This window comes from Mycobacterium sp. NGS26, assembly GCF_059813025.1.
Map to the genome: position 1 here is coordinate 638,856 of NZ_JCALDU010000003.1, position 14,295 is coordinate 653,150.

15 protein-coding genes are annotated in these 14,295 nt (G+C 69.0%); 4 read left to right on the forward strand and 11 right to left on the reverse strand.

Annotation, left to right across the window (positions count from 1 at the left end):
- The first annotated feature begins 4 nt into the window (after positions 1–4).
- Together AC5Y6X_RS14060 and AC5Y6X_RS14065 are read left to right on the forward strand one after the other, a co-directional pair.
- Positions 5–619, forward strand: coding sequence for a PaaI family thioesterase (locus tag AC5Y6X_RS14060; RefSeq protein WP_324679220.1), 615 nt, complete (start codon positions 5–7; stop codon positions 617–619).
- Positions 616–1,476 carry a TIGR03619 family F420-dependent LLM class oxidoreductase gene (locus AC5Y6X_RS14065; RefSeq protein WP_324679218.1) on the forward strand — a complete coding sequence of 287 codons (861 nt, stop codon included), beginning with the start codon at positions 616–618 and terminating at the stop codon, positions 1,474–1,476. Before AC5Y6X_RS14060 ends, AC5Y6X_RS14065 begins: the two co-directional genes overlap by 4 nt.
- A gap of 17 nt (positions 1,477–1,493) precedes the next feature.
- Here the strand turns inward: AC5Y6X_RS14065 and AC5Y6X_RS14070 are convergent, their stop codons facing one another.
- The 4 genes from AC5Y6X_RS14070 to glnA form a co-directional block, all read right to left on the reverse strand.
- A complete protein-coding gene (locus AC5Y6X_RS14070; protein ID WP_324678835.1) occupies positions 1,494–1,829 on the reverse strand; it encodes a DUF732 domain-containing protein in 336 nt (111 codons plus the stop codon).
- Positions 1,830–2,035: 206 nt separating this feature from the next.
- Positions 2,036–2,476, reverse strand: coding sequence for a GNAT family N-acetyltransferase (locus tag AC5Y6X_RS14075; RefSeq protein WP_499986994.1), 441 nt, complete (start codon positions 2,474–2,476; stop codon positions 2,036–2,038).
- A 99-nt stretch (positions 2,477–2,575) separates the two neighbouring features.
- Positions 2,576–2,851, reverse strand: coding sequence for a type II toxin-antitoxin system TacA family antitoxin (locus AC5Y6X_RS14080; protein ID WP_324678831.1), 276 nt, complete (start codon positions 2,849–2,851; stop codon positions 2,576–2,578).
- Between the two features lie 57 nt (positions 2,852–2,908).
- Positions 2,909–4,345: a type I glutamate--ammonia ligase gene (gene glnA, locus AC5Y6X_RS14085; protein WP_324678829.1), complete on the reverse strand. Its 1,437-nt coding sequence runs from the start codon at positions 4,343–4,345 to the stop codon at positions 2,909–2,911.
- 241 nt (positions 4,346–4,586) lie between these two features.
- Here glnA and AC5Y6X_RS14090 point away from each other — a divergent pair, with 241 nt between their 5' ends.
- Entirely contained in the window at positions 4,587–5,012 is a 426-nt protein-coding gene (locus AC5Y6X_RS14090) for an RDD family protein (RefSeq protein ID WP_324678827.1), read from the forward strand.
- 22 nt (positions 5,013–5,034) lie between these two features.
- On the opposite strand, the gene AC5Y6X_RS14095 is transcribed toward AC5Y6X_RS14090, so the two are convergent.
- The 5 genes from AC5Y6X_RS14095 to sucB are packed head-to-tail and all read right to left on the reverse strand — an operon-like array spanning position 5,035 to position 10,225.
- The gene (locus AC5Y6X_RS14095) at positions 5,035–5,787 is read right to left on the reverse strand and encodes a DUF4191 domain-containing protein (RefSeq protein ID WP_324678825.1); all 753 of its coding nucleotides are present in this window, start codon (positions 5,785–5,787) and stop codon (positions 5,035–5,037) included.
- 25 nt (positions 5,788–5,812) lie between these two features.
- Positions 5,813–6,745, reverse strand: a complete 933-nt coding sequence (gene lipA / locus AC5Y6X_RS14100; protein WP_324678823.1) for a lipoyl synthase — start codon at positions 6,743–6,745, stop codon at positions 5,813–5,815.
- Complete coding sequence (gene lipB / locus AC5Y6X_RS14105; protein ID WP_324679216.1) at positions 6,742–7,461, reverse strand: lipoyl(octanoyl) transferase LipB; 720 nt, start codon at positions 7,459–7,461, stop codon at positions 6,742–6,744. The genes lipA and lipB overlap by 4 nt, the downstream gene beginning before the upstream one ends.
- A gap of 60 nt (positions 7,462–7,521) precedes the next feature.
- Entirely contained in the window at positions 7,522–8,445 is a 924-nt protein-coding gene (locus AC5Y6X_RS14110; RefSeq protein ID WP_324678821.1) for a TIGR01777 family oxidoreductase, read from the reverse strand.
- A 4-nt stretch (positions 8,446–8,449) separates the two neighbouring features.
- The gene (sucB, locus tag AC5Y6X_RS14115) at positions 8,450–10,225 is read right to left on the reverse strand and encodes a 2-oxoglutarate dehydrogenase, E2 component, dihydrolipoamide succinyltransferase (protein ID WP_324678820.1); all 1,776 of its coding nucleotides are present in this window, start codon (positions 10,223–10,225) and stop codon (positions 8,450–8,452) included.
- A gap of 206 nt (positions 10,226–10,431) precedes the next feature.
- Here sucB and AC5Y6X_RS14120 point away from each other — a divergent pair, with 206 nt between their 5' ends.
- Entirely contained in the window at positions 10,432–12,207 is a 1,776-nt protein-coding gene (locus AC5Y6X_RS14120; protein WP_324678819.1) for an SDR family oxidoreductase, read from the forward strand.
- Positions 12,208–12,210: 3 nt separating this feature from the next.
- Here AC5Y6X_RS14120 and AC5Y6X_RS14125 read toward each other — a convergent pair whose 3' ends face one another.
- Both AC5Y6X_RS14125 and AC5Y6X_RS14130 read right to left on the reverse strand, forming a co-directional pair.
- On the reverse strand, positions 12,211–12,561 hold the full coding sequence (locus AC5Y6X_RS14125) for an aminopeptidase (RefSeq protein ID WP_324678817.1): 351 nt from the start codon (positions 12,559–12,561) through the stop codon (positions 12,211–12,213).
- 169 nt (positions 12,562–12,730) lie between these two features.
- Entirely contained in the window at positions 12,731–14,287 is a 1,557-nt protein-coding gene (locus tag AC5Y6X_RS14130; RefSeq protein WP_324678815.1) for a leucyl aminopeptidase, read from the reverse strand.
- Between the last annotated feature and the right edge of the window lie 8 nt (positions 14,288–14,295).

Sequence of the window (14,295 nt, forward strand, 5' to 3'; positions counted from 1 at the left end):
CGCCATGTTCGAGGTGCTCAGCACGGCGGAGGCGGATCGAGTGACGGCGCTGTACGCGCCCCTGGCCGACGCGGTGCGCGAGCTCGTCGACGCCACCATCCGCACCGAGGCCGACGACGACGTCGTCGCCGACGCGCGAACGGTGATCGAGGCGGTCACCCGGTCGCTGCGACACCGGACCCGCCCGGTCGGCGTGAGCTATCGGGTCGGCGACAGACCCCTGCCGCTGGGCAACGCCGCGGTCGGCGTGTGCAACCCGATCGCTCCGCCGATCGTCGTCCGCCACGAGGGCCACGGGCGCTGCAGTAGCGAGTTCGAACTCGGGTCCGCCTACGAGGGTCCGCCCGGCCGGGTGCACGGCGGGGTCAGCGCGCTGGTGCTCGACCACATGCTCGGCGAGGCGGCCAGCGAGGGATTGTCCAAGGCGCGTTTCACCGGAACCATCACCGTGCGCTACCTGCGCGGCACCCCGCTGGGCCCGCTGCGCTGCGACGCGTGGATCGAAGGCAGCGAGGGGGTCAAAGTCTTTGCGCGCGGCACCATTTCGGATGCCGACGGGGTGACGGTGGAGGCGGAGGGCATCTTCATCGAGCCGGCATGGGCGCGGGAATCCGGATGAAGTTCTACATCAGCAGCGCCTTCCTGAACACCCGGGAGATCGTCGAGATCGCCAGGGCCGCGGACGAACTCGGCTACGACGGCATCGGGATCCCCGACCACGTCGTCAACCTGGAGACCCTGGAGACGCCGTACCCGTACACCAGGGACGGGCAGCGGCGCTGGCAGCCCTTCACCGACTGGCCCGATCCCTGGGTTCTCGTCGGCGCGCTGGCCCAGGTCACCAACCGGCTGCGATTCGTCACCACGGTGTACATCCCCGCGATGCGCAATCCGTACTCGGCAGCGAAAGCCATTGGCACCGCGGCGGTTTTGGCGTCGGGCCGGGTGGAGCTCGGCATCGGCGTCGGCTGGTGCCGCGAGGAGTTCGCGCTGATGGGTGAGCAGTTCGCCGCGCGCGGCAAACGCACCGACGAGATCATCGATCTGATGCGCGCGCTGTGGCAGCCGGGCTGGACGCAGTTTGAGGGCGAGTTCTACCCGACGCCGCGGCTGGAGATGCAGCCGACGCCGCCGCCGATACCGGTCTATGTCGGCGGGCTCAGCGAGGCCGCGTTGCGCCGCGCCGCCCGCAACGACGGCTGGATCGGCGACCTGATCAAGACCGATCGCGCCATCGAGGCGGTGGGCCGGCTGCGCGAACTGCGGCTCGAAAACGGCTTGTCGATGGACGATTTCACCGTCCTGACGCCGCTGACCGACGCCTTCACCACCGCGGACTACCGGCGCGTCGCCGATGCCGGCATCACCGGCATCATCACCATGCCGTGGATGTTCTACGCCGGGCCGGACGCCACGCTTGCCGACAAGATCGACGGAATGCAGCGCTTCCGCAAGGACTTGGCGCTGGACGGTTAATCGCGCGCCGTCCGCAGTTAATTCGGCGAGGCTTTAGGCAGGTACTTCGGGCAGTACGCCTGCGTCGCCGCGCCCACAAGGAAGCCGGAATCGTGGGCACTTAACTTGGTTCCCTGTTGCACATCGGCAACGGTTTGGTCGGCCGTGAGTCCGCTGGCCCAGTCCTCACAAACCAAATGCCCGAGTCTGATGACGCCTTGGTCCGAGAGGTTGGGAAAGCTGATCCCCTGCGAATTCAGGGCCTGCAGGAAGGCGTCATCCATTGGATCGGCATTGGCAATCGGGGCGGCGGTGACAACGATGCCCGCCACAGCGGCCGCGACCGAGCAGAGCAACCGTGCCGTGTGTTTCATTGTTGGCTCCTCAATTGTGTGTGGACGGGCCGCCAATTAATGGCTCGTCTAATCGACACTGTGGCATATGTGGCGCGTCCGCGTTAAACGTTCGGAAAAGATTGATTCCTGCTCAGCCGCACCGGTTTAAGTCTCGGCACGAATCCCTTGAGAATTCACCAACGCGCACGTTGCAGAATTGTCCGTCGGCACGACAATCATCTGCTTCATTGCGTTTCGGGTAGGTCTGCGAGAGTGCGTTCGATATCAGCGGTCAGCAGATAGAGGTCGAGATTATCGGCATCATCTGGATCGAAAGGGGTGAATCCGAACCGCACCCACCACTTGAACGCCTTCGGGTTCAACCCATTGACGACGACGGCCCGGCACGCGGCGATGTGGTTGATCTCGACCGCCTTTTCCAACACGTGCGCCACCAAGGCCGTGCCTAGGCCGTGGCCGGCCACCCGGCGATCGACGGCCAACCGGCCGATCAACAACGCGGGGACGCGCCGGGGTGCTCCCTTGGCCAGCTCGTCGGGCGCGGATGAGTAATCAACACTGGTCATCGAGAGGCACACGTATGCCATCACGGCGCCGCGGTCGTCGACGACCACCCATGTCGCGGCGGTGTTACCCCGGCGGTTCTGCCCGGCGTAGCGCCGCAACCATTCGTTCAGCGATGAGTCGCCGCAGTCGAACGCGTCGCGCCGGTGCTTGTCGGTGTCCAGCAGACACGGCCGATAGAACTGCACCAGCGGCGGCGATCAGTCCAGCCAGCGAAACTTCTGCGGCCGTCCCAGGGCAGTCGTCAGTGTGTGATTGACGTGCGCCGGGCGCGACAGCGCCGCAGCGAACGCGGCCGCGGCCTGGGGGGCCAACCGGATCGTCTCCCGCTCGGCAAGAACCTGTTCGGCACGCGTCTGGGCGGCCTGCAACACAAACGCCGACACACTCAGATGCATCTCAGCGGCCGCATCCTCCAGGCGCCGCTTCGCCGCGGCGTCAATGCGCACCTGTAACCGGTCATCACGCACACTCATGTACTCACAATGGCAGTACATATCGACGCTGTCAAGCGAGCGCCTTCGGCGGAAGGCTCACACGTCGTAGTAGAGCGCGAACTCGTATGGGTGCGGCCGGATGTTGACCGGGTCGATCTCGTTCTCCCGCTTGAAGCTGATCCACGTCTCGATCAGGTCGGGCGTGAAAACGCCTCCCTCGGTGAGGTATTCGTGGTCGGCCTCGAGACGGTCGATCACCGCGTCCAGCTGGGTCGGCGCCTGCGGGATGTTGGCGGCCTCTTCCGGCGGCAGCTCGTAGAGGTCCTTGTCGACCGGCGCCTGCGGCTCGATCTTGTTCTTGATGCCGTCCAGGCCTGCCATCAGCATCGCCGAGAACGCCAGGTACGGGTTGCCCGACGAGTCCGGGCAGCGGAACTCCAGCCGCTTGGCCTTCGGGTTGCTGCCGGTGATCGGGATGCGCACGCAGGCCGAGCGGTTGCGCTGGCTGTAGACCAGGTTGATCGGGGCCTCGTAGCCGGGAACCAGCCGCTTGTAGGAGTTCACCGTCGGGTTGGTGAACGCCAGCAGCGACGGCGCGTGGTGCAGCAGGCCGCCGATGTAGTGGCGGGCCGTGTCCGACAGGCCGGCGTACCCGGTCTCGTCGTACATCAGCGGGCTGCCGTCCTTCCACAGCGACTGGTGGGTGTGCATGCCGGAGCCGTTGTCGCCGAACAGCGGCTTGGGCATGAACGTGACGGTCTTGCCGTTCTGCCACGCGGTGTTCTTGACGATGTACTTGTACAGCTGCATGTCGTCGGCGGCGTGCAGCAGGGTGTTGAACTGGTAGTTGATCTCGGCCTGGCCGCCGGAGCCCACCTCGTGGTGGCCCTTCTCCAGGATGAAGCCGGCGTTGATCAGGTTGGTCAGCATCTTGTCGCGCAGGTCGACGTAGTGGTCGTTGGGCGCGACCGGGAAGTACCCGCCCTTGTGGCGGACCTTGTAGCCGCGGTTGGGGCCGCCGTCGGCCTCGGCGTCGGCGCCGGTGTTCCACCACCCGGAGATCGCGTCCACCTCGTAGAACGAGCCGTTGGCCCGCGAGTCGAAGCTCACCGAGTCGAAGATGTAGAACTCGGCCTCGGCGCCGAAGTACGCGGTGTCGGCGACGCCGGTGCTGATCAGGTAGTTCTCGGCCTTGCGGGCGATGTTGCGGGGGTCGCGCGAGTACGGCTCGAGGGTGAACGGGTCGTGCACGAAGAAGTTCAGGTTCAGCGTCTTGGCCTCGCGGAACGGGTCGACGATGGCGGTACCCGGATCGGGGATCAGTAGCATGTCGGACTCGTGGATCGACTGGAACCCGCGAATCGACGAGCCGTCAAAGGCCACGCCCTCCTCGAACAGTTTCTCGTCGAACGCCGACACCGGAATCGTGAAGTGCTGCATGAGACCGGGCAGGTCACAGAACCGCACGTCGATGTACTCGACCTTCTCGTCCTTGGCGAGTTTGAAGACGTCGTCGGGCGTCTTGTCCGTCACTGAATGCTCCTTTACCTTGGTAATCCGCGGCCTGACGCTATGGAGACGATGTTGCCCGCCTGTCAACCGCGTGTTGCGCGGAGGTTACGTGACCACGCGTCCCACGACAGAGAGCGGAGCACCGGTCGGGTTCTATTGTGGGGCCCATGGATCGCAAGATCGTAACTGGTCCCGCGCGGAAGCGCAGCGGGCCGCCCCCGGTTTGTGCCGGGCCGCACCCGCACAGCAAACGGACCGCCCGATGACGACGGGGTCGCCGGGATCGCGCCCCGCCTATCCGGGCGAGACGCTCGGGTTGCCCGAAAGCGGGCCGGGATCGCTGGCGCCGATGGGACGGCGGATGGTGGCGCTGCTCATCGACTGGCTGATCTCCTACGGCCTGGCCGCGCTGGCGCTGGGATTCGGCGCCATCTCCAAGGAGATGTTGGCGACCGCGGTGCTGGTCATCTGGTTGGTGCTCGGCGTGGTGGCCGTCCGCCTGTTCGGCTTCACCCCGGGCCAATTGGTGCTGGGCCTGGGCGTGGTGGCGCTCGACGGGCGGCTGGGCCTGGGCCGGCTTGCGGTGCGCGGGCTGCTGGTCGGGCTGGTGATCCCGCCGTTGTTCACCGACTGGGACGGGCGCGGGTTGCAAGATCGGCTGACCGGCACGGCGGTGGTGCGGCGCTGAATCCGGCGACGGGTACTGACGGCTACTTGCGGCGCACGGTGCGCTGCACGCCGCGCATCTTGGCGGCGTTGGGCACCGGCCCCTTCGGCATGACGGCGGCGCCGGCCCGCGACCCCAGCGCGCTCAGCCGCGACTCCAGGGTGTCCATCTGCTTGACGGTGATGTTGGCCGGAAGGCGGGTGAGGTGGCGCTCCAGCTTGCCCAGCGGAACCTCGCCCTCGCCGGTGCCGACGATGATGTCGTAGATCGGCACGTCGCCGACCAGCCGCGCGGTGCGCTTCTTCTCCTGGGCCACCAGCGGTTTGACCCGCGCCGGCGCGCCCTCGCCGACCAGGATGACGCCGGGCCGGCCAAGCACCCGGTGCACGGCGTCGAAGTGGCCCGTCGCCGCCACGCCCGGGGTGACCCGCCACTTGCCGCGCAGGTTGTCCAGCACCCACGCCGCGGCGCCGGCCTGGCCCTCGGCCTTCCGGTAGATCGAGCGCTGGGCCCGGCGGCTGAAGATGATGAACGTCACCAGGCCGCCCAGCACCACGCCGAGCAGGATCAACGAGATCATGGTGAACCCGCCGACCAGCACGCCCGCCGCCACCGAGGCGCCGACGATCAGCACGAACGCGCCGATCATGTACGGCAGCAGGCGCTTGTCCTCCTGGCGCTGAATGTTGAACGCCTGCCACAACTGGGCGCGGCGCTCCCGCGCGGCGGCCTTGCGCTCGGCGGCCGCCTGCGTCCTGGCGGCCTTGTTCTCGGCGGCGGTGCGGGGTTTAGCCATAATCACCAAGGATACGTAGGCGGCACTATGGTGCCGCGGCGCGGCTGCGTACCGCCTGCTCGTAGAGCCGCCCCGCCCGGTACGACGAGCGCACCAGCGGCCCGGCCAGCACCCCGGCGAATCCCAGCCCTTCGGCATGCCGCGCGAACTCGACGAACTCCTCGGGCGGCACCCAGCGTTCGACCGGGTGATGGCGCGCCGACGGGCGCAGATATTGGGTGATGGTGACGATGTCGCAGCCGGCCGCGCGCAGGTCGGCCAGCGCGGTGCGCACCTCGTCGGGGGTTTCGCCCAGCCCGAGGATCAGGTTGCTCTTGGTGACCAGGCCGGCGTCGCGCGCCGCGGTGAGCACGTCCAGGCTGCGCCGGTAGGTGAACGCGGGGCGAATCCGTTTGAAGATGCGGGGCACGGTCTCGACGTTGTGCGCCAACACTTCTGGGCGCGGCTCGAACACCTCGGCCAGCCGGGAGGGCTCGCCGTTGAAGTCGGGGATCAACAGCTCGACGCCGGTCGACGGGTTGAGCTGTTTGATGGCGCGCACGGTCTCGGCGTACAGCCAGGTGCCGCCGTCGGGCAGATCGTCGCGCGCGACGCCGGTGACGGTGGCATAGCGCAGCCCCATGGTGTGCACGCTCTCGGCGACCCGCCGCGGCTCGTCGCGGTCCAGCGGGGCGGGCTTTCCGGTGTCGATCTGGCAGAAGTCGCACCGGCGGGTGCACTGATCGCCGCCGATCAGGAAGGTGGCCTCGCGGTCCTCCCAGCATTCGAAGATGTTGGGGCAGCCGGCCTCCTCGCAGACCGTGTGCAGGCCCTCGCGCCGGACCAGGCTCTTCAGCTCGGTGTACTCCGGTCCCATCCGGGCCCGGGTCTTGATCCACGGCGGCTTGCGCTCGATCGGGGTCTGCGCGTTGCGCACTTCGAGGCGCAGCAGCTTGCGGCCTTCGGGCGCGATACTCACTGTGTCGATGCTACGCGGGCGGGGGTGGGTTGCCAGGTAAGGGCGAGGCGCCCGTCCAGCGCGTGGCAGACGGCCTCGGCGACCGGGGCGCGGACATCGTCGACGGTGATCGTGCGCCCGAGTTCGGCGGACAACGACGTCACCCCGGCATCGCTGATGCCGCACGGCACGATGGCGTTGAACGCATCCAGGTCGCAGTCGCAATTGAGCGCGAACCCGTGCAGCGTGGTCGAGCGCGCCACCCGGACCCCGATCGCGGCGACCTTGCGCGCCGGCCGGCCGGCGCGGGCGGGCACCCACACCCCGGACCGGCCCTCGACCCGGACCGTGTCCAGACCCAGGTTGCCGCACACCATGATCAGCGATTCCTCAAGGCGCCGAACGTAATTGACCACGTCGAGCGGTTCGGCCAGCCCGATGATCGGGTAGCCGACCAGCTGCCCGGGGCCGTGCCAGGTGATCTTGCCGCCGCGGTCGGTGTCGATCACGGGGGTGTCTTGGAAGTCTTGGCCGGGTCGTTCGTGCGGCTCGGTGCGCCGCCCGGCGGTGTACACCGCGGGGTGCTCCAGTAGCAGCAGCGTGTCGGGACCGCCGGCGACCCTGGCGTCGGCCAGGTCGCGCTGCAGCTGCCAGGCGGTGCGGTAGTCGACCGTCCCCAGCTGGCGGACGTCGATCGCGGTCGGCTGGGATCGCCCATAAGACCGGATGGAATCCATCACGCTCGTGACGGTACTCGGGCCCGGTCGGCTTTGCGACGCGGCCGCCCGGTGGTCGGGTCAGTCCCGCTCACGCCGGGCGGTGGCGTAGTCGAGCGCTTCGCCGATGGTGTTGTGGTGGAACTGGAAACCGGCCCGCTCCAGCGCCGACGGGATGGCGCGCTGACCGATCAGCAGGCCTTCGTCGGCGAATTCGCCGAGCGCGGCCCGCACGGCGAATCCGGGCAGCAGCAACGGCGTTGGGCGGTTGAGCGCGCGGCCGAATGCGGCGGTGAATTCGGCGTTGGTGACCGGTGCCGGCCCGGTCATGTTCACCGGGCCGGAAAGCGACGGGTTGGACAGCGCGAACAGCAGCGCGCGCACCTCGTCCTCGAGGCTGATCCACGACATGTATTGGCGGCCGCTACCCAGCCGGGCGCCGAGGCCGGCCCGAAACAACGGCCGCAGCCGGCGCAGCGCACCGCCCGCGCGGGCCAGCACCAGGCCGGTGCGCGCCAACACAACCCGGACGCCGCCGTATTGGGCGGGCAGCGTGGCCGCTTCCCAGTCTTCGCACAGCTGGGCCAGGAAACCCCTTCCGGCACGGTCGTTTTCGTCGACAACCCGGTCCCTGGTATCGCCGTAGAAACCCACCGCGCTGGCATTGATCAGGGTTTCGACGCCGGCGTCGACGACCGCGTTGGCCAGCACCTCGGTGGGCGCGATCCGGCTGTCGCGCAGGCTCTGCTTGAAAGCGCCCGACCACCGGCGCTGACCGATGTTGACGCCGCACAGGTTGACGACGGCGTCGACGTCGGTCAGCGCGTCGACGTCGAACTCACCGCTTTCCGGATTCCAGTGCAGCTCATCGGAATTCGACGGTGTGCGGCGCACGATGCGCAGCACCGTGTGATCGGCGGCGCGCAGCGCCGCGGTCAGGGCGGAGCCGATCAGGCCGGACGAACCCGCTATCGCGATGACGGCGTTGTGACCAGCCCGAGGCACGTTCTCACAACCCGAGATCGGCCTCGAACGCGCCCTCTTCGAGCCGGTGTTTGATCGTGGTGAGGAAGCGTCCCGCGTCGGCCCCGTCGATCAGCCGGTGGTCATACGTTAGCGGGAGATAGCACACCGAACGCACCCCGATGGACTCGTTGCCGAACTCGTCGACGATCACCCGTGGCCGCTTGACGATGGCGCCGGTGCCCAGCATGGCGGCCTGCGGCGGGACCAGGATCGGGGTGTCGAACAGCGCGCCCTGGCTGCCGATGTTGGTGATGGTGAAGGTGCCACCGGACAGCTCGTCGGGTTTGAGGTCCCCCGAGCGGGCGCGGGCGGCGATGTCGGCGATCGCCCGGGCCAGCCCGGCCAGCGACAGGTCGCCGGCGTTGTGGATCACGGGGGAGAGCAGGCCCTGCTCGGTGTCGACGGCGAAGCCGAGGTGCTCGGCGTCGTAGTAGGTGATCTCCTTGGTGTCCTCGTTGTAGCTGGCGTTGATGTTGGGATGGATCTTCAGCGCGTCGATCACGGCCTTGGCGATGAACGGCAGGAAGGTCAGGTTCACGCCCTCGCGCTCGGCGAACGCGGTTTTGGCCCTGGCCCGCAGCCCGACGATCTTGGTCATGTCGACCTCGTGGGTTTGCGTGAGTTGCGCCGTGGCCTGCAACGATTCGCGGGTCTTGGCCGCGGTCAGCTGGCGGATCCGGCTGGCCTTCTGCGTGGTGCCGCGCAGGTGCGCCAGCGCGGGGGCCGCTGTGGGCGCGGGGGCGCTCGGTGCGGCGGGCGCGGCGGCGGCCGGGGCGCTCGGGGCTGGGGCCTTCTTCGCCTCTTCTTTCTTCTGGGCCGCGGCTAGCACGTCCTGCTTGCGGATGCGCCCGCCCACGCCGGTGCCCTTCACCTCGGCGAGGTCGATGTTGTTCTCGGCGGCCAGTTTTCGCACCAGCGGGGTCACGTAGGGGGCGCCGTCGGTTCCGGTCTGCGCGGCCGGCTCGGCGGCGGGTTCGGGGGCGGGTTGGGGCTGCGGTGCCGGGGCCGGTTTGGCGGCGGGCTCGGGCTTGGGTTCGGGTTTCGGTTCGGGTTTCGGCTCGGGCTTGGGTTCGGCCTGGGGCGCCGGGGCGGGAGCGGGAGCCGACGGCGCGTGGGCGTCGGCCCCGACGCCGACCCGGGCCAACTCGCCGCCGACCGGGACCGTGGCGTCCTCGTCGGCGGTGATGCTGACCAACACGCCGGCCACCGGCGACGGGATCTCGGTGTCCACCTTGTCGGTGGACACCTCCACCAGCGGTTCGTCCACCTGGACCGAATCGCCGACCTTCTTCAGCCAGCGGGTCACGGTGCCCTCGGTGACCGACTCGCCCAGCTCGGGCATCAACACCGGCGTCGCATCACCGGATCCGGACGCCGACGCCGCCGGCTGGGCCGCCGCCGGCTCGGGCTTGGGTTCCGGCCGGGCCTCGGGCTCCGGTTGGGCCTGCGGCTCCGGCTCCGGCTGGGCCTGCGGCTCCGGCTGGGCCGTCGGGGCCGGTTGGCCCCCCGATGGCGCCTCCGCGGCGTCGCCGATGACGGCCAGCTCGCCGCCGACCTCGACGGTGTCGTCCTCCTGGGCGATGATCTTGGTCAGCACGCCGGCGGCCGGCGACGGTATTTCGGTATCGACCTTGTCCGTCGAGACCTCGACGAGCGGCTCGTCGAGTTCGACCGTGTCGCCTTCCTGCTTGAGCCAGCGCGTGACCGTCCCCTCGGTGACGCTCTCACCGAGTGCCGGCATCTGCACGGAGAAGACCATCTGTGTTGACTCCTCGATCGGTTGTCGGCGCAGGTCGACATCTGGCTTACCACACCGCGGTGTACCTGGCGGCCAAGCCGAGTCGATCTCAGAACTATCCTGCCAGTGCGCCCGCACGGGCACGCATCCAGGGCGGACCGCTTGCTACGGTGTGGCGATCCAGTCTGAGCGACAGTGCAGAGCAAATGCGGGTGGGCGGAGGTCCGATGCCGGCGATTCAACAGGTACCCGAGCGGTTCGTCGACAGCGGGGACGGCGTCCGCATCGCCGTCTACGAGGAGGGCAACCCCGACGGCCCGCCCGTCGTGCTGGTGCACGGCTTTCCCGACTCGCACGTGCTGTGGGACGGCGTCGTCCCGCTGCTGGCCGAGCGGTTCCGCATCATCCGCTACGACAACCGCGGCGTCGGGTTCTCCTCGGCGCCCAAGCCGGTGTCGGCGTACACCATGGAGCGGTTCGCCGATGACTTCGCCGCGGTGACCGGCGAGCTGAGCCCCGGCGGGCCGGTGCACGTGCTGGCCCACGACTGGGGCTCGGTCGGGGTGTGGGAGTACCTGAAGCGGCCCGGCGCCGGCGACCGGGTCGCCTCGTTCACCTCGGTGTCGGGTCCGAGCCAGGAGCAACTGGTCAACTACATCTTCACCGGCCTGCGGCGGCCCTGGCGGCCGCGGACGTTCGCCCGCGCCGTCAGCCAGGCGTTGCGGTTCAGCTACATGGCGTTCTTCTCGATACCGGTGCTGGCGCCGTTGTTCCTTCGGCTGGCGCTGTCGGTCCCGGCGCTGCGGCGCAACGCCGTCGACAACATTCCCGACGAGCTGATCCACCACTCCGACAACCTGGCCCGCGACGCCGCCCAATCGGTTAAAACCTACCCCGCCAACTACTTTCGCTCGTTCTCGCGGAAGCAGCAGGTCCACGTCGTCGACGTGCCGGTGCAGCTGATCGTCAACACCAAGGACCGCTACGTGCGGCCCTACGGGTACGACGAGACCGCGCGCTGGGTGCCGCGGCTGTGGCGGCGCGACATCAAGGCCGGCCACTTTTCGCCGATGTCGCACCCGCGGGTGATGGCCGACGCGGTGCGCGACTTCGCCGACCTGATCGAGGGCAAGCAGCCAAGCCGCGCGCTGCTGCGCGCTCAGATCGGGCGTCCGCGCGAGTGCTTCGGCGACATGCTGGTGTCGGTCACCGGCGCCGGCAGCGGCATCGGCCGCGAGACCGCCTTCGCCTTCGCGCGGGAGGGCGCCGAGGTGGTGGTCAGCGACATCGACGAGGCCGCCGTCAAGGACACCGCCGAGCAGATCGCCTCGTGGGGCGGTGTCGCCCACCCCTATGTGCTCGACGTGTCCGACGCCGACGCGGTCGAGGCGTTCGCCGCCCGGGTCAGCGCCGAGCACGGCGTTCCCGACATCGTGGTCAACAACGCCGGCATCGGGCAGGCGGGGAACTTCCTGGACACCCCGGCCGAGCAGTTCGACCGGGTCCTGGACGTCAACCTCGGGGGCGTGGTGAACGGCTGCCGGTCGTTCGGGCGGCGCCTGGTCGAGCGCGGCACCGGCGGGCACATCGTCAACGTGTCGTCGATGGCCGCCTACGCGCCGCTGCAGTCGCTGAACGCCTACTGCACGTCCAAGGCCGCGACCTACATGTTCTCCGACTGCCTGCGGGCCGAGCTGGACGCCGCCGGCGTCGGGCTGACCACGATCTGCCCCGGGGTGATCGACACCAACATCATCAACACCACCCGCTTCGACGCGCCCGCCGGAAAGCAGGAGGAACACGTCGACGGCCGGCGGGGCCAGCTCGGAAAGATGTTCGCGTTGCGCCACTACGGGCCGGACAAGGTCGCCAAGGCGATCCTGTCGTCGGTCAAGAAGAACAAGCCGATTCGCCCGGTGGCGCCGGAAGCCTATGCGCTCTACGGGGTTTCGCGGCTGCTGCCGCAGGCGCTGCGCAGCACCGCCCGGATGAAGGTGATCTAACCGCTAGCCCGCCGGCCCGGTCGCCGTTCCGGTGCCGCGCCGTGCCAGCAGCGCGCCGCCGATCCCGAGAACCCCGATCACGGCCAGCGGGATGGCCCACATTTGCCGTCCGTGCACCGACGAGTTGCATTGAGCCACAAAGTCGGTATGCGGGAGGACCTGGTTGAGTATGGGGATGTTGGCCCCGGTCTTTTCGTTGGCGTTGCGCGCCGCGGAAGAGTCCGGGGCGATCGCGTTGCCGCAGGAAACGGAATTGCCACTGCCGTCCGATACCGACACCGGCACCAGCAGCCCGATGACGCCGGCCAACAACAGCACGGCGCCCACCGCCAAGATCAATCGTCGCGCAGTCACAACTCCGCCTCCTGTCGAATGCCGACCCTTTGGAGAGTTATCCGCTGCGTCGCACGGCTAAACAGCTACCCAGCGGACATCCCCTTGCCGAGCGTCCTCAAAATGCCGGCTCGGACGGCGCGCCGGCGTACATATGAGCGCGCTCGCGGATCTAGAAGTCGACCCGCCGTCAGCCCTTTTCACAGATGTCCTCGAGCACCGCAAACATCGTCCGGGTCGGAACGCCGGTGGCGCCCTTGGGCGTGTACCCCCACGGGCTGCCGGTGTTGTAGGCCGGGCCGGCCACGTCGATGTGCGCCCAATCCACCCCGTCGGCGACGAACTCGCGGAGGAAGACCCCGGCCACCAGCATGCCGGCGAAGCGCTGATTGCTGATGTTGGCGAGGTCGGCCACGGTGGACTTCAAGTCCTCTTTGAGCTCGTCGGGCAGCGGCATCGGCCAGCCGTTCTCGCCGACCCGCTGCGAGATCGCGGCGACCCGGTCGCGGAACCCGTCGCTGCCCATCACCCCGGGTATGCGGGCGCCCAGCGCCACGGTCTGCGCCCCGGTGAGCGTGGAGGTCTCGATCAGATAGTCCGGCTTGTCCTCGCACGCCCGGGCGATGGCGTCGGCCAGGATGAGCCGGCCCTCGGCGTCGGTGTTGAGGACCTCGACGGTGGTCCCGCCGTACTGCGTCAGCACGTCGCCGGGGCGCTGGGCGGTGCCCGACGGCATGTTCTCGGCCATCGGCACCGTGGCGTTCACGTCGATCGGCAGCTTCAGCTGCGCGGCCAGCGCGATGGTCGCGATGACCGCGGCCGCCCCGCCCATGTCCGAGGTCATGTAGTGCATCGACGCGGCCGGCTTGATCGAGATGCCGCCGGTGTCGAAGGTGACGCCCTTGCCGACCAGCGCCACCTTCTTGGCCTGCTTCGGCTTCTTCGCCAGCTTCGAGCCCCGGTGGATCAGCCGCACCAGCCGAGGCGGGCGCGACGAGCCCTGGCCGACGCCGATCACCCCGCCGTAGCCCCCGTTGCGCAGCGCCTTGTCGTCGAGCACCTCGACCTCCAGGCCCGCGGACTCACCCAAAGCCCTTGCGCGCTTGGCGAATTCGTCGGGGAAGAGGTGGCTCGGCGGGGTGTTGACCAGGTCGCGTGCGGTGGCGACCGCGGTCGCGACCGCCGCGGCGTGCGCGCATTCCCGCTTGGCGTCCTTGGCCTCCTTTGCGGCGGCCAGCACGGTGATCCGAAGCAGCCCTTTGTCTTTCGGGGCGGTCTTGTCGGTGCGGAACGCCGAGAACCGGTAGCTGCCCAGGATCAGCCCTTCCACGACGGCGGAGCGGACGTCCTCGCCGGGCAGCCCGGCCAGCGTCGTGATCACCGCCTCGGCCCCGCCCAGCGACCGCGCCGCCACGCCGGCCGCGCGACGGACCGTGTCGGCCGGCCACTCGGATCGCGACTTGCCCAGGCCGATCGCCAGCACGCTGGCCACTGGCAGCGACGGCACCACGAGCCGGTGCACCTTTTCGCTGCCGCCGGTGGCCTGCAGCGCCCGCAGGCCGGCCTCGATCTCGGCGACCGCCGCGGCGGGCAGGAACGGCTCGGCCGCGGTGACGACGGCGCCCGGCCGGTCCTCGTCGCCGGTCGAGACGACGGGCACCACCAACACCGACGAATCCGCGCCGCGCTTCGGCAGCGAGGTGGCGACGTCGACGGACGGGGATTGGTAAGCCGGTTGGTTGGTCACGGGCAACC